General features: G+C 48.0%; 15 protein-coding genes, 1 pseudogene and 1 riboswitch. Of the genes and pseudogenes, 5 read left to right on the forward strand and 11 right to left on the reverse strand.

Features of this window, described 5'->3' with window-relative positions:
- The first annotated feature begins 276 nt into the window (after window positions 1-276).
- Window positions 277-1,869, forward strand: a complete 1,593-nt coding sequence (serA, locus tag ACDE64_RS15000; RefSeq protein ID WP_411347353.1) for a phosphoglycerate dehydrogenase — start codon at window positions 277-279, stop codon at window positions 1,867-1,869.
- A gap of 109 nt (window positions 1,870-1,978) precedes the next feature.
- Here the strand turns inward: serA and ACDE64_RS15005 are convergent, their stop codons facing one another.
- The 5 genes from ACDE64_RS15005 to ACDE64_RS15025 form a co-directional block, all read right to left on the reverse strand.
- On the reverse strand, window positions 1,979-2,191 hold the full coding sequence (locus tag ACDE64_RS15005) for a hypothetical protein (RefSeq protein WP_411347354.1): 213 nt from the start codon (window positions 2,189-2,191) through the stop codon (window positions 1,979-1,981).
- A gap of 419 nt (window positions 2,192-2,610) precedes the next feature.
- Entirely contained in the window at window positions 2,611-4,032 is a 1,422-nt protein-coding gene (locus ACDE64_RS15010; protein WP_411347355.1) for an ATP-binding protein, read from the reverse strand.
- A complete protein-coding gene (locus ACDE64_RS15015; RefSeq protein ID WP_411342949.1) occupies window positions 4,033-4,749 on the reverse strand; it encodes a response regulator transcription factor in 717 nt (238 codons plus the stop codon).
- Window positions 4,750-4,824: 75 nt separating this feature from the next.
- Entirely contained in the window at window positions 4,825-5,544 is a 720-nt protein-coding gene (locus ACDE64_RS15020; RefSeq protein ID WP_367059366.1) for a pseudouridine synthase, read from the reverse strand.
- Window positions 5,545-5,731: 187 nt separating this feature from the next.
- Window positions 5,732-8,341, reverse strand: coding sequence for a beta-mannosidase (locus ACDE64_RS15025; RefSeq protein WP_411347356.1), 2,610 nt, complete (start codon window positions 8,339-8,341; stop codon window positions 5,732-5,734).
- Window positions 8,342-8,713: 372 nt separating this feature from the next.
- On the opposite strand from ACDE64_RS15025, the gene ACDE64_RS15030 reads away from it, so the two are divergent.
- The 4 genes from ACDE64_RS15030 to ACDE64_RS15045 all read left to right on the forward strand — a co-directional run bounded on the left by ACDE64_RS15030 (window position 8,714) and on the right by ACDE64_RS15045 (window position 12,954).
- Entirely contained in the window at window positions 8,714-9,667 is a 954-nt protein-coding gene (locus tag ACDE64_RS15030; RefSeq protein ID WP_411347357.1) for an iron-hydroxamate ABC transporter substrate-binding protein, read from the forward strand.
- A gap of 78 nt (window positions 9,668-9,745) precedes the next feature.
- Entirely contained in the window at window positions 9,746-10,762 is a 1,017-nt protein-coding gene (locus ACDE64_RS15035) for a FecCD family ABC transporter permease (RefSeq protein ID WP_411342952.1), read from the forward strand.
- Complete coding sequence (locus tag ACDE64_RS15040; RefSeq protein WP_411342953.1) at window positions 10,759-11,769, forward strand: FecCD family ABC transporter permease; 1,011 nt, start codon at window positions 10,759-10,761, stop codon at window positions 11,767-11,769. Before ACDE64_RS15035 ends, ACDE64_RS15040 begins: the two co-directional genes overlap by 4 nt.
- Window positions 11,770-12,057: 288 nt before the next feature.
- Window positions 12,058-12,954, forward strand: a complete 897-nt coding sequence (locus ACDE64_RS15045; protein WP_411347358.1) for an effector binding domain-containing protein — start codon at window positions 12,058-12,060, stop codon at window positions 12,952-12,954.
- 139 nt (window positions 12,955-13,093) lie between these two features.
- Here ACDE64_RS15045 and scpB read toward each other — a convergent pair whose 3' ends face one another.
- From scpB to ribD, 6 genes and pseudogenes are all read right to left on the reverse strand, one after another.
- On the reverse strand, window positions 13,094-13,813 hold the full coding sequence (gene scpB / locus ACDE64_RS15050; RefSeq protein WP_411347359.1) for an SMC-Scp complex subunit ScpB: 720 nt from the start codon (window positions 13,811-13,813) through the stop codon (window positions 13,094-13,096).
- Complete coding sequence (locus ACDE64_RS15055) at window positions 13,782-14,573, reverse strand: segregation and condensation protein A (protein WP_411342956.1); 792 nt, start codon at window positions 14,571-14,573, stop codon at window positions 13,782-13,784. The genes scpB and ACDE64_RS15055 overlap by 32 nt, the downstream gene beginning before the upstream one ends.
- Before the next feature lie 205 nt (window positions 14,574-14,778).
- Window positions 14,779-15,249: a 6,7-dimethyl-8-ribityllumazine synthase gene (ribE, locus tag ACDE64_RS15060; RefSeq protein WP_411347360.1), complete on the reverse strand. Its 471-nt coding sequence runs from the start codon at window positions 15,247-15,249 to the stop codon at window positions 14,779-14,781.
- 65 nt (window positions 15,250-15,314) lie between these two features.
- Window positions 15,315-15,938: pseudogene (ribB, locus tag ACDE64_RS15065) on the reverse strand (3,4-dihydroxy-2-butanone-4-phosphate synthase); the annotation flags it as partial.
- Between the two features lie 30 nt (window positions 15,939-15,968).
- Window positions 15,969-16,646, reverse strand: a complete 678-nt coding sequence (ribE, locus tag ACDE64_RS15070) for a riboflavin synthase (protein WP_411342958.1) — start codon at window positions 16,644-16,646, stop codon at window positions 15,969-15,971.
- Window positions 16,647-16,747: 101 nt separating this feature from the next.
- Window positions 16,748-17,848 (reverse strand): bifunctional diaminohydroxyphosphoribosylaminopyrimidine deaminase/5-amino-6-(5-phosphoribosylamino)uracil reductase RibD, encoded by a 1,101-nt coding sequence (gene ribD, locus ACDE64_RS15075; RefSeq protein WP_411347361.1) that lies wholly within the window; start codon window positions 17,846-17,848, stop codon window positions 16,748-16,750.
- A gap of 454 nt (window positions 17,849-18,302) precedes the next feature.
- Window positions 18,303-18,474, reverse strand: a riboswitch (FMN riboswitch).
- Window positions 18,475-18,526: the final 52 nt, after the last annotated feature.

The following is an 18,526-nucleotide window of genomic DNA, read 5'->3' on the forward strand; positions in this document are numbered from 1 at the left end:
ATTTTCGCTTTTATGCGTTACTGCGTTTATTCGGTAACCAGTTATAGTTAACTAAATCTGTGAACAGAATAGACGCTGCACAAACAATGATCTTGCATGCTTTGAACAGAGCGATTTTGAACAGACCTTATACGGAATATTGACATTTCGCCGCTGCGTGTCAGCGCTGGCGACAGAGGCAAATGTTTATATAAATTATGCTGTACATTTACAAGTTCACTCACGATTATTGCGAATGTTGAAAACGAATGACCATTCTGGAGGAGGAACAACACAATGTTTAAGGTACTGGTATCCGATCCGATCAGCGATCTGGGAATTCAACAGCTGGTGGATGCAAACGACATTACGGTGGAAAAGAAAACAGGTTTGAGCGAAGATGAACTGATTGCCATTATCGGCGAATACGATGCACTGCTGGTGCGTAGCCAGACGACTGTAACGGCTCGCATTATGGAAGCTGCAACCAACTTAAAAGTCGTTGGACGTGCCGGTGTCGGCGTTGACAATATCGATCTGGAAGCAGCAACCCAGCGCGGGATTATCGTAATCAACGCCCCGGACGGCAATACGATCACAACGTGTGAGCACACCTTTGCAATGATGATGGCGCTTGCCCGTCACATTCCACAGGCGTATGCCAAGACGATCAACGGTACTTGGGATCGCAAATCGTTCCTCGGCGTCGAGCTGCGCAACAAAACACTGGGCGTACTCGGCATGGGTCGGATCGGTAGTGAAGTCGCCAAGCGCGCCAAAGCATTCGGCATGGACATTCTCGGCTACGATCCATTCCTGACCCAAGAGCGCGCTGACAAAATGGGAATCAAGCTGGCAAGTGTAGATGACATTCTGCAACACGCCGACTTTATGACTGTGCATACGCCGCTCACTCCAGAAACGAAGCATATGATATCCACTGCACAATTTGCGATTATGAAAAAAGGGATGCGTATCGTCAACTGTGCACGCGGTGGTGTCGTGGATGAGTTGGCGCTTGTACAAGCGATTGAAGACGGTATCGTTGCTGGTGCAGCGTTTGACGTATTCGAAAGCGAGCCTCCGCAAGCAGATCACCCATTCCTGAACAACCCGCATATTATCGTGACGCCTCACTTAGGCGCTTCGACCGTCGAAGCACAGGAGAACGTAGCGATTGACGTGTCCGAGCAAGTACTGCATATTTTGCGTGATGAGCCGTTCAAAAATGCAGTCAATATGCCTCCTGTTGCTGCCAGCGTTATGAGTAAACTACAACCATACTTTAGCCTTGGTGAGAAACTGGGCAGCTTTGCCGCTCAAATCTCGGTTCAGGCAATTCAAGAGATTCGTATTGAATATGCAGGCGAATTGTCCGAAGTGGATACACAACAGCTGACACGTTATATTTTGAAAGGCATTCTTGCCCGTCATCTCGGTTCGGAAGCGAATATCGTTAACTCGCTGCATCTCGCGAAAATTCGTGATCTGAATGTCGTAGTAACCAGCTCGCCATCGACACGCGGCTTTACTAACCTGATTACAGTAAGTCTGCAAGGTCAGGATGGAACAAGCCAGCAGGTTGCCGGTACGCTGCTGAGCGGCTACGGTGAGCGTATCGTACGTATTAACGGTTATTCGGTTGACGTTCTGCCAGCAGGTCACCAGATTCTCGTTTCCCATACCGATAAACCGGGCATCATCGGTAATGTCGGTTCCCTGCTCGGTCAGAAGGACGTCAATATCGCCTCCATGCAAGTAGGACGGAAAAATGAAGGCGGCGAAGCGATCATGATCCTGACTGTGGACAAAGATGTACCGAAGGAAGTTCTGCTTGGACTGGTAGAACTGCCAAATCTGAATACGGCGCAGGAAGTTGTGCTTGTATAATAGATGACACTATGCCAAAACCAAAGCAGCAACGCCTACCTATAAACGGTGGACGTTGCTGCTTTTTTGTCTTTTGACATTGCTGCTTTTTGTTATTTTTTATTATCATTTATTGATCATTTCTGAAAAAGTCGTATTTTACAAAACGATCAAACACAGTCGTAATGATGAAGGCTCCAAGCAGAATCAGCGAGAATAAACCAAATGGATATCCCGATATTGGATTACCGAATATATCATTTGCGAACTGATAGGCGAATATAAGATAGATTGCGGCGATAATTCTTCCTGTTATGTTGGTCTTGTACTTACGTTTTGCCATCGTTATGCTCCCCTTTTCATTACGGTATAGCTATACATAGCTCTGCCGATTCATCGTTGCGCATGACGTTGTGTCTCTTCACTTTGTAGCTACTGCTACTGCTACTGCTACTGCTACTGCTACTGCTACTGCTACTGCTTTTAGTATGACTCATCCCAAACTGAAAAACCAATAATATCCTTTATATCCTTTTATTACGTAATAGATGAAGAAATTATTCAACTTTTCTACATATATATGCACAACACTAGATGTTTCTGCTGTATTGGTAGAAACAATCGTCCCACGGATTGAGGACATCAAACAGATTTATGTACAAAAAGCACCGCTAATCATACAAATCGCTGACCGACAAGGTTGTGCGATACGTATGTTTAGCGGTGCTTCTCGATTTCTACATTCCAGTGCTTACGATGGCATCATACACGCTCGGTATGACGCAGCGGCAGCAGCAAGGTAAAGGTTGTGCCTTTGCCCACTTCACTATCCGCGCTAATGACACCATGATGCGCTTCAATAATGTTACGTACAATTGCCAATCCAAGTCCAGTACCACCGGATTCGCCGCGCACGCGTGCTTTGTCGGCTTTGTAAAAGCGTTCAAAGATGTGCGGTAGATCCTCCTGTGGAATACCAGCGCCAGTATCGGTAAAGGTAACCTCCACCTGCTCGCCTTGCAGCATTGCCTTCACTTGAATATGCCCGCCTGTCGGTGTATGACGGAAGGCGTTATCAAGCAAATTGGTAAATACCTGCTCCAACCGATCAGTATCTGCTTCAATAAGCAACAAGGAAGGCTGACAGATCACATCCAGCTTTAACTCACGCTCTTTGGCACGGACGGAGAATTTGCGATCCATACGCTCCATCAGCTCATTCAGCTTCATTTCGTCAAAGCCCATATCCATATGTCCCGCTTCCATACGCGACAGATCAAGCAAATCTTGTACAAGTCGGCTCATACGTAGCGACTCCTCATAAATGACCTGCACCAGCTCGTCGCTCTCTTCCTTCGACGAAGCCATGCCGTCAAGCAGCGCCTCACTGTAGCCCTGAATCATTTGCAGCGGCGTACGAATCTCGTGGGACGCATTCGCAACAAAGTCGCGTAGCATCTTCTCTGCCCGCACATCCTCTGTTACATTACGTAGCACCGATACGGTTCCATGCACATCCTCGCCAGAATAGAGCGGCGTCATATTGACCGCCCACACCTGTTGCTTCACATGGATATTGGAGCTTTCCTCCTGCCGTTCGCGAATAACGCGTTCAAACATCGGGTATAGCGGTTGCGGCACACGCGATGCGGCTGTGCCTTCGCTGTTGCCGCTCTGCTCCCAACCGGTTTTGTGCCAACTGTCCATGATCATCTCGCCTAGCGGATTATGCAGTATCATATTGCCCTGCTTGTCAAAGGTGATAACTGCGTCGCCCATACTGCGCAGCACGCTCGCCATCTGTTCTTTTTCCAATTGCAGGCTCTGGATATTTTTCTCCAATTCTTCTGCCATATGGTTGAAGGCACTTGCCAGTTGACCGATCTCATCGCTAGTATGCAGATCCAGACGGGTATTGTACTTTCCTTTCCGAATACCATCGGTCGCCTGAATCAACTGCTGCATCGGCTGTGTAATCTTGGTCAGCAAGAACAAGGCAAAAAACGTCGTCATCGTAAATCCGATAATCGACACATACGTAAACAGACGCTTGATCGCATCCGAATTGGTAAAGTTCGTATCAATGTACGGCAATAGAAACAATCCGAGCGTCAGCAGTACGCACGCCACCAGACCGCTGATCGTCAGCCACAGTTTCCCGACAAGCGTTCTCCAGAAATCCACTTACTTCGGCACCTCAAGCTTGTAGCCTACACCCCAGACCGTAGTAATCATGGCGGCGGAGTCGGGAGATACTTTATTCAATTTTTCACGCAAACGCTTCACATGGGTATCCACGGTACGCAGATCGCCGAAAAATTCATAGTTCCATACATCTTTGAGCAATTCCTCACGGGAAAATACTTTGTCCGGCGACGTTGCCAAAAAATGCAGCAGCTCATATTCCTTTGGCGTCAGGCTAATCTCGTAACCACTTGCCGTTACCCGGTGTGCATCATGCTCGATGATCAGATTCGGGAATACGATATTGTTGCTGGAATTCGTCTCCTGTGACAGATACGCGGTTGCCGACGAGCGGCGCATAATCGCTTTCACCCGGTAAATGACTTCGCGCGGACTGAACGGTTTGACCACATAGTCATCCGCACCCACTTCAAAGCCCTGTACACGGTTAACCTCTTCGCCCTTAGCAGTAAGCATCAGCACCGGTGTCGACTTGGACTGACGCAGACGATTACACACTTCGATCCCGTCAATGCCCGGCAGCATCAAATCCAGCATAATCAGACCATAGTCGTCGGCAAGCGCTTTGCGCAGCGCTGTTTCGCCGTCTTCAGCCTCTTCGATTTCATATCCTTCTTTTTCCAAATACATGCGCAGCAGACGGCGAATACGCTCTTCGTCATCCACTACCAGAATACGATTCATTGGTTCACTCATTCCCTAATGCCTCCTAGCTGTGCGACGGAATATTCAATAGTTATGGTAAAACAGAGATCGTTCGGTAGAACTGGATTACTTGCTTCCTTTTTGCAATTGATCGATTTCTTGTTTGGTCAGCGGACGATAGATACCGCGTTTCAGGTTACCGATCAGCAATTCGCCAAAGGAAATACGTTTCAGACGGATTACTTTATGCGAGAGCGCTTCAAACATGCGACGGATCTGGCGGTTTCTGCCTTCATAGATCGTTACACGAATCGTTGCCTGCTTTTTGTCGGTATCTACATCATAATATTCAGCTTCGGCAGGCTGGGTCATACCATCTTCCAGCTTGATGCCTTGACGGAATTTCTCCAGTGCTTCGCCGTGTGGTACGCCTTCGACGGTAACCAAGTACGTTTTTGGTACATGGTGCTTCGGATGAGTGAGGAAGTTTGCGAGTTCGCCGTCATTGGTCATGATCAGCAAGCCTTCCGAATCGTAGTCAAGACGACCGACCGGATAGACGCGTTCTTTGACACCGTCCATGTAGTTTTGTACCGTTTTGCGACCTTCCGGATCGGAAGCACTTGTAATAACCCCTTTAGGTTTGTTCAGCATATAGTATACTTTTTTCTCGGCCGCGATCGAGCGTCCGTTCACCGTAATCTCATCGACAGTCGGGTCGGCTTTCGTTCCAAGCTCCGTGACCACTTCACCGTTGACGGTTACTTTTCCCGCCAGAATCAATTCTTCACTTTTACGACGCGAAGCGATCCCTGCCTGAGCCAGTATTTTTTGCAATCGTTCCATAATAGTCAATTCACCTCACACTAATGATACTCATACGCGAACAAAATCACAAGACAGTATGCAAATTAGCACATTTTAGTTTGCATATTAAAAAGCGCCAGATGATCTAGGATCACCTGGCACTTCGTTGATTGCATTCCACATCTCTTTATATAGATAGGAAATGATAAGCACTTCTCACCTAAGATTAAACGTTGATATAATCCGCCATCGACGTTACTTTCAATCCTTCTGCAGCTATCGGCATAAAGTAAGCAGCACGTGCACCGTATTCCGGTTGCTGTGCATTGCGGCGCGGTACAGCAGCCATATGGCGGAAGTAGACAGTATACGTTTGTCCCGGCAGCAGGTCAAAATAGTTATCACTAAATTCACCTGTGTTATCTGCGGATAGCCATACTTGACGCGCTAGCTTGTCAGTAGTCAACTGGATAACGCTCACGCCATTCTCAGTTGTCTCGGTCAGGGTAATGTTCGGTTGCTCCAACACAACGTCCTTGGCTGGGACAAAATAGTTCAGCTTGCTATCTACGATCTCGCCTTCATGTTCCAATTCTACTAGCAATACCGCTTGCTCCGGAGCAACACCATCCAGCAGATGATCGCGGGACAGTGACACTTGCTTCACACAATCGCCGCCTGCTAGATGGAACGATTGTGGAATTTCTTTGTACAGACCGCCATCCAATCCGAGTACTTTTACCCGCAGCGTCAATGCAGCCGGAGATAGAATATCCGAAATAGCATATATGTCAAACTGTTCGCCACTTGTACCATCAACTGATACTGCCAGATCACGGAAGCTACGTTTGGCATAATAATGTAGGGCTTTCCAGCGACCAAAATAGTCCATCCCTGCCCAAGAAGCAACCGGCCAGCAGTCGTTCATTTGCCAATACAGCGTACCCATGCAATACGGCTTATTACGGCGATGTGCCTCAATTGCCATCTGCATCGCTTCCGCTTGCAAAATCTGACTCATATAGAGGAAGGAAGGGAAATCTTTTGGCTCTGGCAAGTACTTGTCCATGTATTCTTTGATCAGACGATTACCAGCACCATTCTTCTGGTGACGCAGCATCACTTCCGATTCTAGCTCCAGATCAGATTCCTCGGCATACGTACGCACGGAACGATATTCCGGGAACGATTGGAACCCATATTCACTCATAAAGCGACCGACATGCACATTGTAATTCTCAAATGGCTCACTACCGTGCCACACACCCCAATAATGAATATCGCCGCTATCGGTCAAGGAACGGGCATGCTGATTCTCGTCACCAGTCAGATCAACCAATGGTGAGGAAGGCCAATATTCGGCACCCGGTGCTTCCGTTTGCACGACATCTGGCAGTAACTCATGGAAAACAGCTTCGTAATCTGCCCAGATTTGCTCGCGCTGCTCGGCTGTATAATCCTTTTTCCAGCCCCAACCGCCGTCTTCCACATAATGCGACCATGCCGAATCGATCTCGTTATTGCCACACCAGAGCGCGATGGACGGATGATTGCGCAGACGGCGTACGTTATCCTCTGCTTCCGCCTGCACACTATCCAGAAACTCCTCGTCACCCGGATACATACTGCAAGCAAACATAAAGTCCTGCCAGACGAGAATCCCGTACTCGTCACACAGATTATAAAATTCGTCATTTTCATAAATACCGCCGCCCCATACACGCAGCATATTCATATTGGCGTCCGCCGCTGACACAATCTCATGCAAATACCGCCCATAATCGACACGCGGACTGAAGCTATCATTCGGGATATGATTCGCCCCCCTGTCGAATACCGGTACACCGTTCACTTCAAAATAGAACGAAGTGCCCGGCAAATCCTCATGCTGCTCACGCACGAGACGAATAGATCGAATACCCGTACGTACTTGCTGCGAAGCCAGCGTCTCTTGACTGGCAGGATCTGCTACTGTTGTTGTAAACGTATACAGATTCGCTTCGCCCAGACCACGCGACCACCACAGATGCGGGTTATCCAGCGTAATCGGCAATTCAATAATATCCGTTCCTTCCTGCAACGTTACTTGCTGCTCCCAGTTTTCGTTTTCGGTAGCGATATGCAGATTTGCTTTACGCTCGCTTTCCGAATAGATCTGTACAATGGCAGTCAATTCAGCACTCTCCGCAGTGACCTGATCCTGACGAATATGAATGCTCTCAATCCGAACATCCGACCATGCTACCAGCTCTGCCTTGCGCCAGATACCGCTCGTTACAAATCGTGGCCCCCAGTCCCAACCGTAATGATACGGCGCTTTGCGTGCAAAGATGCTGACTCGTTTATCGCCTAGCTCTCCAACGTCGGATTGGTCATTGCTGGCTGGCAATGGATAACCGAGCGCTTCCAACTTGGGCAGGTCTTCGTTGATCGGCGAACGGAATACGATGCGTAGCGTATTGTCACCTGCTTGAGCGTAGCCTTTGACCTCGGCGCGCCATGTACGAAACATATTGTCAGCTGACAACACATGCTGATCGTTCAGATACACATCTGCATACGTATCCAATCCGTGAAATACTAGCTCCACATGCGACTGCTGCAATACCGCTTCTTCAATGGAAACCGTAGATATGTACTCCCAATCCTTCTTGTCGATCCACTGTACATCCTTCTCATTCGTACCGTAAAAGGGATCGGGAATTTTGCCGTGTGCCAGCAGATCGGTATGTACAGTTCCGGGCACCTGAGCATCTAGCCATTCCTGCTCATCTATTGCTTTGAATTTCCAGTTGGATAAGGTCTGACTGTAAGGCGTTGATTGCACATTGCTCATCAGTGTATCATCCTTTCAACATAAGGTTATGCCTTCACCTTACTACGTACCTACATAAGAAGCAAATCCATTTCAAGCTTATTGTAAGCGTTATCTACTTCTCCAAATTGAGCCAGCGCCTGTAACAACGGAATCAGCAAACATTGACCATGATCGTGCATCTTTGTATACATGCAATATTGTACGATTTGTATTGAATTGTTAAAAGAAATTTGGTTGAATGTTGCGGTATTTCACCTCTATAACGAGCACACTGGTATGCAGATGTATACAAAATTAGATATTGACAAATATCCTTTATCCACTTAAAGTTTTATTGTTATACATGATAATGATTATCAATTTCATTTTAAGAAAAAGGGGATTTTCAGCATGAGAAAAACGTTAATACCTTTGATGATGGCACTGGTTCTGGTACTGGGCGCATGCGGCAATCAGCAGAGCAGCAGTACAGCAACGAATAGCGCCGCTTCTAATGAAGAAAGCAGCAGTGCGGGCAGTGATGCCGCAACGACGATTACATATCAGTCCGAAACCGGACCGGTTGAAGTACCTGCTCATCCACAACGCGTCATTGCTTTAGATAGCTTTGCAGGTGATGTTATGCAATTCGATGTACCATTGGTCGGCGTAGATTCGTGGACGATGGATAGCCCGGTATTCAAACCTTATCTGGATGGCGTAAAACAAGTATCCGCGGACAATCTGGAACAAATCATTGAACTGAAACCGGATCTGATCATTGCAAGCAACACTGTAAAAAATGCGGACAAGCTGAAGCAGATCGCTCCACTCGTTACGTATACTTACAATAAAGTTGATTACTTGACTCAAATCGAAGAAGTTGCCAAAGCGCTGAACAAAGCAGACGAAGGCAAAGCATGGATAGATGATTTCAAAACTCGTGCTTCCAAAGCAGGCGATGAAATCAAAGCCAAAATCGGTGCCGATGCTACTGTAACCGTTATGGAAGGCGATACCAAATCGCTGTACGTATTCGGCGATGCATGGGGTCGTGGTACTGAGATCATTTATCAAGCAATGGGTCTGAAAATGCCAGAAAAAGTAAAAGAAATGACTGCGAAAGACGGATATTACACATTGTCGCTAGAAGTGTTGCCGCAATACTTGGGTGACTACGTATTCTACAGCAAGGCACAGGATGTTGATCTGTCCTTCCAAAATACCGATACGTACAAAAATATTCCGGCTGTCAAAAACAAACACGTGTATGAAGCCGACGCTCGCGGATTCTACTTCAATGATGCTGTCACGCTGGATTATCAGCTGGACTTCATCACCAAAGCACTGCTCGGTCAATCCTAATTACACATATGTAGCAGAGAGAAGGAACGCCTTGCGTTCCTTTTTTTCTAAATAAAAACGTAAGGAATGGATAGGGTAATGAAAACTTCAACTTCCAAAAAGCGTCTGCGCTATTTTCCGCTTCAATTGGTGCTTAGCTTGATCGCGTTTGCGATTATTTTCATCGCTGCCATTATGATCGGTGCCAAAAGTATCTCGCTGATCGATGTGCGCAATGCCATTTTCAATCCTGGCGTCAACAATGACGATATTTCCATCATTCGTGAATTGCGGTTGCCCCGTGAAGTTGGCGGTGTATTGGTCGGTGCAGCACTTGGTGTAGCTGGTGCGATTATGCAGGGACTCACTCGCAATCCGCTTGCTGATCCGGGTCTGCTCGGCTTGAGCGCTGGTGCAAGTATGGCGCTGGCAGCGGTACTGGCATTTGCACCGGGTATTGGCTATTTCGGTATTATGGTGACGTGTTTTGTTGGTGCAGCGATCGGTGTACTGCTCGTATTCGGTGTATCAGCTATTCGTAAACGCAATATGTCACCGATGCGCATGGTGCTGGCAGGTGCGGCGGTATCCGCACTATTGACAGCAATTGCAGATGGAATCAGTTTGCAGTTCAAAATTGCTAAAAGTGTATCTATGTGGACATCCGGTGGTCTGATCGGTACAACATGGGGACAGATTCAAGCTATGACGCCTGTAATCGTCATCTGCCTGATTGTAGCGATCATGCTGTCCCGTCAATTAACGATTCTCAGCCTCAGTGAAAGCACCGCAGTCGGTCTCGGTCTGAAAACGACGCAGATCAAAATCATCATGTTCATCCTGATCATTCTGCTGGCAGGTACAGCGGTCGCACTGGTTGGTAATCTGGCGTTTGTCGGCTTGATGATTCCCCATTTTGTACGTATGTTCTCAGGTACGGATTATCGGACGATTTTGCCATTGTCTGCTATTCTCGGTGCTGCCTTTATGGTGTTTGCTGATACGATGGCGCGTATGATCAATGCGCCGTACGAAACGCCGCTGGCTGCTATTATCGCTATTATTGGTCTCCCCTTCTTCCTGATCGTTGTACGTAAAGGGGTGCGTTCGCTATGATCAAACAAATGCAGACGGCACGGCATCAGCGGCTGATTATGCTACTGCTGACCGTACTCGTACTGGGAACTCTGGCGATTGCACTTGGCATTGGCGCTTCTGCGGTATCATATGATCGGATTATTCCGACATTGCTCGGTCAGGGTAGCTTTGTGGAGAATTTCGTTATCTTTTCCGTTCGCTTGCCGCGTATGGTGATTACGTTACTCGCTGGCATGGCATTGGCGCTTGCAGGTGCAGTATTGCAGGGCATTACTCGCAATGAACTAGCTGATCCGGGTATCGTTGGGATTAACGCCGGAGCAGGCGTCGGGGTAAGTGTATTTTTCCTGTTTGCTCCGCTGGATGTAGGCAGTTTTGTGTATATGCTACCGCTTGTTGCCTTTGTATCGGCGCTGTTGATCTCCATTCTGATCTATGTCTTTTCATACAGTCGTCGAGACGGAATGCAGCCGATCAAGCTGATCATTACCGGTGTCGGATTCTCGCTAGCAATGTCTGGTATTATGATCGTGCTGATCTCGTCGGTAAGCCGGGAAAAGGTAGACTTTATCTCTCGCTGGCTGGCAGGGAATGTGTGGGGTACCGATTGGCCGTTTGTGTTGGCGCTGCTGCCGTGGCTGATTGTGCTGATTCCGTATATTTTATACAAATGCCGGACGCTCAATCTGCTGGCATTGAATGAAGAAACGGCGGTCGGTGCAGGGGTGCACATTCAGCGTGATCGCATTCTGCTTATGCTGGCTGCTGTAGCACTGGCAGCGGCTGCGGTTTCGGTTACCGGCGGTATCTCTTTTATCGGGCTGATGGCTCCGCATATCGCCCGTGCGCTCGTCGGCCCGCGTCACCAGCTGTTCGTTCCAGTCAGCGTGCTGATCGGCGGCTGGCTGCTGTTACTCGCCGATACGATCGGTCACAATCTGTCCGACCCGGATGGTATTCCGGCAGGGATTGTGGTTGCTTTTATCGGGGCGCCGTATTTCCTGTATTTGCTGCTGAAAAAGTAACTCTGGGTTTCACTAACGTGTTTAAAATGTTACGCTGCGTAGTGAGTAAGGTCCATAATCGTTCGTTTATATTTGCATAAACCCAATAAGAAATTAAAAACAGATATGCTTCCTACCAAAAGAACCGTTTCGATCTCGTATCATCGTGTCGAATCGGTTCTTTTTGCTGTGATGTGATCTTCTCGTTTCTATCAGTCTCAACTTACATAAGGATCATGACAAAAATGGACAAACGACCTGACTGCACCTTTGTTACAATACAGATACCGATCGGGAGGGGCATGACGTATGGATCATATTGTCTGTATACAGCAAAGTATCGATTATATTGAAGATCATCTCAAAGAACCGCTATCTGCGGAACAACTGGCAAGTCTGGCAGGCTTCTCGCTGTATCATTTCTACAAAATCTTTCAAGCGCACACCGGGTTGTCGGTAATGGATTACATTCGGCGGCGGCGACTTGCTCATGCTGCGGCAGATATGGCATATCCCAAAACATTGCTGGAGATTGCATTGGACTATGGTTTTGAGACCCATGCCGGGTTCACCAAAGCCTTTGGCAAAGTGTATGGCATGTCGCCAGAGCGGTATCGCATGCATGCGACCGGTTATGTGCCTGAACGAGTAGATCTGCACAAGCTTGCCAATTATCAACTGAACGGAGGCATGATGATGAGACCTACCTTTATTACCAAACCAGCAATTCAACTGGCAGGCTATGCACTGGAAACGTCAGCCAATGGACAAAATCTATCGGATATTCCTGCTTTTTGGGATCGGTATAATAAGGAACATTGGGGACATATGCTGCACGATGTAGTACAGCCTGTGCATCATGGCGAATATGGCGCCTGTATTATGAATTCGCCGCAGTCTGAGCAATTTACGTATGTGATCGGTGTAGAGGTTGCGCAGTTTGACGATGTACCGAAGGAATTGTATACGACAACGTTACCATCAGCAACGTATGCTGTGTTTACTACCCCACCTGCGCAGCGTCAGGATGGCGGATTCATCCAAGCGATTCAAGGTACAACCAAGTATATTTTCAACGAATGGTTTCCAGCTTCAGGGTATGTATATGATGCCAACGCGGCTGATTTTGAATTGTATGATGAGCGTTGCTATGGGGATGAGAATCTGGTGATGGATATTTATATTCCTGTGCAGAAGAAGTTGTAATATAGTCAATCATTAGCAATTATACAATCAGTAGAATATAGAAAAAGCAGGTGACCGTAGCTTATCCGGTTCACCTGCTTTTTTGTAATAACATCATAATCATCGGATTGCTCGGTGATCATGTATCTATGATCCTACGTTATTCTTTAGAATGATCTTGATCCGATGCGGAAGGATATTTCTCTTCTTCTGGCGCTTCCACGTCAGGGCGCTCCAGCACTTCCTCCGCGACTTCGATCAATTCCTCACCGATCTCTTCCAGCGCTGCAATCTCTTCACCATACGTCTGTTCTTCCAGACGATGGAACAGCAGCTGCGTTTCCTCTTCCAGATTGTCGTTATCTTCAAACTGCGACGCATCCGGCAATTCGCGCAGACCACTCAGTCCAAAATAATTCAAAAACGACTTGGTTGTACCGTACAGGATCGGGCGTCCAATCGCTTCGGCGCGACCGACTTCTTGAATCAAATCCTTGTTCACGAGCGTATAGATCGCACGGTCGGTTTTGACACCACGGATCTCCTCAATCTCAACTCGGGTAATTGGCTGTCGGTACGCCACGATAGACAGCGTCTCTAGCGCCGCCTGCGACAGTGAAGAACGGTTAGGTGAGTCTGCCAGCCGTTTGTAATAAGCGGCGTGTGCGGGCAAGGTAGACAGCTGATAACTGCCTGCGATATTCACAATCTGAATACCACGACGTGTCTTTTTCAGATCTGCTTGCAGTTCGTCGATAGCGATCTGCACGGTTTCCGTTTGTTGCTCGGTCACCTCGGCAATCTGACGTACATTTAGCCCTTCCTCTCCCGACAGGAAGAGCATACCTTCAATAACTGCTTTCAACTTCTGGGACTTCATTAATGCTGACTTCTCCTCTCCACTCCATCACAATATCGTCAAATAGCTGACTCTGATAACACGAAATCTGCCGCATTTTCATCATTTCCAATATCGCTAGAAACGTCACAACGACTTCATGACGAATCATCTCTTCATGCAGCAATGTGGAAAAAAGCATATTTTCCCCTTTGGTCAGACCGCGGAACCGATCTGCCACTTCGCGTATCCGATCCTTGACGGAAATCTCGTCACGCTGAATGGTCGTAATGCGCTCGCGGCGTGTCGCCCGGCGCAATGCCTTTTGAAAAGCTTCCACCAGATCCAGCGTATGTAACCCTTCGACCGGATTGTAGTTCACTCTCGCTACAAATGGAGTCATATCTTCCGGCTCCTTGGTGAAAATCAAGCCCCGCTCTTCCTCGCGCTCCCGCAGATGACCGGCAATTCCTTTGTACTTGCGGTATTCCACCAGCTTACGTACCAGCTCTGCGCGCGGATCGAGATCATCTTCCTCATAATAATCAAAATCGTCGATCTCCATAACTGGAGGCTTCGGCAGCAGCAATCTGCTCTTGATCGATAGCAGCGTGGCTGCCATAACCAGAAATTCGCTGGTCACTTCAAGTTCAAGCTCTTTCATACTATGAAGATAATCCAGATATTGATCGGTAATCTCACTGATCGGGATATTCTGGATATCAATTTCCGATTCATCAATTAAGTGAAGCAGCAAATCGAGCGGCCCTTCAAACGTGGCGAGTTTGTATAGTACAGTCACAGGCACACTCCTTTAATTCAATGTTGGACTTCCGTAGGGCATAACCAGATCATAACGCCCACAGGTCAGCTTATCACATAACCCTTATTTTATCCTGAATGTGAAGGCATGACTATACATATTCAGCAAAAAGAGGCTCAATCCTTTTCGGACAGCCTCTTTTTGTGAAAAATTGCATATAGATGAAGTTAAAATGAGAACTAGATTAGTCTGCAAACTGGCGGGACAGATTCGCCATCTCGATTGCAGCATTGGCAGAATCCCAGCCTTTGTTGCCAGCTTTGGTGCCTGCACGCTCAATCGCCTGTTCAATATTTTCTGTTGTGACGATACCGAAGATGACTGGTACGCCAGTTTTCAGGTTAATCGCGGAGACGCCTTTGGCAACTTCGTTGCACACATAGTCGTAATGCGTCGTCGATCCACGAATGACTGTGCCAAGTGTAATGACAGCGTCGTATTTGCCGGATTGTGCCATCTTCTGAGCGATTAACGGAATCTCGAATGCACCGGGTACCCAAGCAACATCAATGTCTTCCTGCGCTGTTCCGTGGCGTTGCAGAGCATCCAGTGCGCCGCTCAGCAGCTTGTTTGTAATGAATTCGTTAAAACGTCCAACTACAATACCAAATTTCAATCCTTGGGAAACTAAGTGTCCTTCAAAAATGTTCGCCATGAATAGGTTCCTCGCTTTGTATTAGAATGTGGGATGCTACAGCCTCAGGCTTTGCCATGCAATGCTTCTTGATGATCCTGTACGTAAGCTATCAGCTCCTGAATGCTGATCAGCTTCAGATCGTGCTTGTGGGCAATCTGCTTCAGCTGATCCAGTCGTGCCATTGTGCCATCTTCGTTCATGATTTCACAGATGACACCAGCCGGATATGCACCGCTAAGACGCGCTAGATCAACCGCCGCCTCGGTGTGACCGGGACGGGATAACACGCCGCCGGAATTGGCGATCAGTGGAAACATATGCCCTGGACGACGAAACTGCTCTGGCCCAGCCTCTGGATCGGTCATGCCAATCGCAGTAATAGAGCGCTCATGTGCGGAAATCCCAGTCGTCGTACCGACATGATCGACGGACACAGTAAACGCTGTACCATGGTAATCAGTATTGTGCGCAACCATCGGCTGCAATTGCAATTGTTCCGCGCGTTCCGCTGTAATCGGCATGCACACCAACCCGCGCCCTTCCGTAACCATAAAGTTAATGACTGCCGGAGTTGCCTGTTCTGCCAGTGCAATAAAATCGCCTTCATTCTCGCGATCTTCATCGTCAACAACGATAACGACTTTGCCCTGCTGCAAATCGTGTATTGCTTCCTCAATCCGGTGAAGGCCGGAAAGCTCCTCGGACATCTTCTCCGCCTCCTCTACCTGTGTGTTCATTTACAAATATCCGTTTTGCTGTAAAAAGTCAGCGGTCAACTTAGAACCGCCACCTGTACCACCTGCCGCATCATTCGGTGTAGCTTCACGGTAACGCAGCATATGCTCCACATACTTGCCCAGCACATCGCATTCAATATTGACGGTATCGCCCGGCTTTCGATGACCGAGCACGGTTTCCTTGAGCGTGTGCGGAATGATCGAAATCGTAAAGCTGCCGCTCTCTACGCTCACCACCGTCAAGCTAATTCCATCTACTGTAATTGAGCCTTTCGGAATAATATAGCGAAACAGATCAGCATGCTGCGGCTTAATACGGAATATGACTGCATTCTGGTTATGCTCAATCTGTTCAATACTCGCCGTACCATCCACATGTCCCTGCACAATATGACCGCCAAAGCGACCATTCGCAGCCATCGCTCGTTCCAGGTTAATGGGACTGCCAGTACGTGCATCCTTCAAGCTAGACAATCGGTACGTCTCCGGCATAACATCTACCGTAAACAGAGAGCCAGCAATCGTCGTTACCGTCAGGCAGACGCCATTGCAGGCAACACTATCGCCGATCAGCAGACCGGGCATAATATGCGATGCCTGAATACCAAGCACCATCGCTTCGCCGCGTCGGTCTATTTTTTTCAGTGTACCGATTTCTTCGATCAACCCGGTGAACATGTATCATCACCTTCCTTCAATTGGAATCCATTTATCGTTGGAGCTACTATGCTGCATGATGGATAAGCCAAACGTTACGATGAACATGTATAACAAGAGCTTTACTGGTGATGGTAGCGTGCTAGACCACTGATACACACATTATCGTCCAGCGTCTCTACTTCCAATTCATCCAGTGTGACTGCCTGATTCATCTTGTCAAAACCGTCGAAGGTAAAGGTTGAAATATGACCGCCAATCAGCTTCGGTGCGAAGAACAGCGTAATTCGGTCAACCAATCCGGCTTCCAGCATCGCGCCGTTCAGCTGACCACCGCCTTCCAGCAAAATCGACGAAATTTCCAGTTTGCCTAGCAGCGTCATCGCCTGCTTCAGATCGACATGTTGCCCTTCGCCGCTGACGATGACGCGTACTCCGCGTGCTTCCAGTTGGGAGATGCGCTCCTTGCTAGCACTTACGGTAGTCACGATTATCGTCGGTGCCACACTGATATCCAGCAAACGTGCTGCATCTGGAATACGCAGTGTCGAGTCGATAACGATGCGTACCGGATGCAAGCCGGGGACTTCAGTGCGAGTCGTCAGTTCTGGATCATCTGCCAGTACTGTGCCGATCCCGACCATAATGCCCTGATGACGATGACGCATACCGTGTACACGTTCACGCGCAGCGGCATTGGAGATCCATTTGCTATCGCCAGTATGGGACGCGAGTCGACCGTCAAGCGTACTTGCTGTCTTCAGAGTAACGAACGGCAATTGGGTAGTGATGTACTTGTTAAATGTTTCGTTGAGACGCTCGGAACGTTTGGCAAGCACACCGGTCACTACCTCGATGCCATGACTGCGCAGACGCTCAATACCAGAACCGGCTACCTGCGGATTCGGATCAACGGCTGCGACGACGACACGTTTTACCTTTTCCTTGATCAGTCGATCACTACAAGGCGGCGTTTTGCCATAATGACTGCACGGTTCGAGCGTGACATAGGCAGTCGCACCTTCCGCTTCATCGCCTGCCATATTAAGCGCATGTACTTCCGCATGTCCGGTGCCACGCTTCAAATGCGCACCCATGCCGACGACACGACCGTCCTTTACAACGACACAGCCGACAACCGGATTAATCTCCGTTTGCCCCTGCGCACGCTCCGCCATATCCAGTGCAAGTGACATATAAAATTCATCGTTTAACAAATTCATCCTCAGGGCTCCTTCGTCTTGTGCAAAATATAATGGAATCTATTGCTTCGTCATAAATGAGAAATAGAACAATAGATCACAACATTCATTTAGTTACCATTTATAACATAGTAACAAAATTATATTGTGTGAACAATCCGAAAACGCGAAAAGCCCCGCAGACCGGCATCATTCCGGTACTACGGGGCATCATAAATAGACAGAAAATAGAGATAGATCATGCGCAAACGAACTGCATACGAATGTGATCGACCCATTCCTTTTGCAGATACTGCCGTGCAGTTTGGTTTGGCATAAGCTTGCATTTTGGGAGAAAGCAATATGATATACAGGCATAGCCTCAAACAAGGATGCAGCCAAATAAGCCACTTCCAGTCGGCACTCCTGTATTCCTATCTGTCCCAAAACGCATACATCTCCATACGGACAGCGCCTGCACCTAGGTCAGACCTGTCCTGTTCCTCTCCCATCCAGACTATACTGTCGGCTCCGGATTCTCACCAGATCCACCGCCAGACATCATCAGATATCTGCCGGGTCACGGACTTAGAGCTTACAGATTGCACATCGCAATCCCATATCTCAACACCGCCGGTGGGGAATTTCGCCCCGCCCCGAGGATAAACGTTATTCAATTGTATACTCCACTTGCCAACCACGAGCTGCCTTCTTTCATGC

Source organism: Paenibacillus sp. WLX2291 (assembly GCF_046603665.1).
Classification (GTDB): Bacteria; Bacillota; Bacilli; order Paenibacillales; family Paenibacillaceae; genus Saccharibacillus.

What these genes read in the sequence shown, in the direction of transcription:
- serA (WP_411347353.1), top strand. Translation starts at nt 277, where the DNA reads ATGTTTAAGGTACTGGTATCCGATCCGATCAGCGATCTGGGAATTCAA.
- ACDE64_RS15005 (WP_411347354.1), bottom strand. Translation starts at nt 2,191, where the DNA reads ATGGCAAAACGTAAGTACAAGACCAACATAACAGGAAGAATTATCGCC.
- ACDE64_RS15015 (WP_411342949.1), bottom strand. Translation starts at nt 4,749, where the DNA reads ATGAGTGAACCAATGAATCGTATTCTGGTAGTGGATGACGAAGAGCGT.
- ACDE64_RS15020 (WP_367059366.1), bottom strand. Translation starts at nt 5,544, where the DNA reads ATGGAACGATTGCAAAAAATACTGGCTCAGGCAGGGATCGCTTCGCGT.
- ACDE64_RS15025 (WP_411347356.1), bottom strand. Translation starts at nt 8,341, where the DNA reads ATGAGCAATGTGCAATCAACGCCTTACAGTCAGACCTTATCCAACTGG.
- ACDE64_RS15030 (WP_411347357.1), top strand. Translation starts at nt 8,714, where the DNA reads ATGAGAAAAACGTTAATACCTTTGATGATGGCACTGGTTCTGGTACTG.
- ACDE64_RS15035 (WP_411342952.1), top strand. Translation starts at nt 9,746, where the DNA reads ATGAAAACTTCAACTTCCAAAAAGCGTCTGCGCTATTTTCCGCTTCAA.
- ACDE64_RS15040 (WP_411342953.1), top strand. Translation starts at nt 10,759, where the DNA reads ATGATCAAACAAATGCAGACGGCACGGCATCAGCGGCTGATTATGCTA.
- ACDE64_RS15045 (WP_411347358.1), top strand. Translation starts at nt 12,058, where the DNA reads ATGGATCATATTGTCTGTATACAGCAAAGTATCGATTATATTGAAGAT.
- scpB (WP_411347359.1), bottom strand. Translation starts at nt 13,813, where the DNA reads ATGAAGTCCCAGAAGTTGAAAGCAGTTATTGAAGGTATGCTCTTCCTG.
- ribE (WP_411347360.1), bottom strand. Translation starts at nt 15,249, where the DNA reads ATGGCGAACATTTTTGAAGGACACTTAGTTTCCCAAGGATTGAAATTT.
- ribE (WP_411342958.1), bottom strand. Translation starts at nt 16,646, where the DNA reads ATGTTCACCGGGTTGATCGAAGAAATCGGTACACTGAAAAAAATAGAC.
- ribD (WP_411347361.1), bottom strand. Translation starts at nt 17,848, where the DNA reads ATGAATTTGTTAAACGATGAATTTTATATGTCACTTGCACTGGATATG.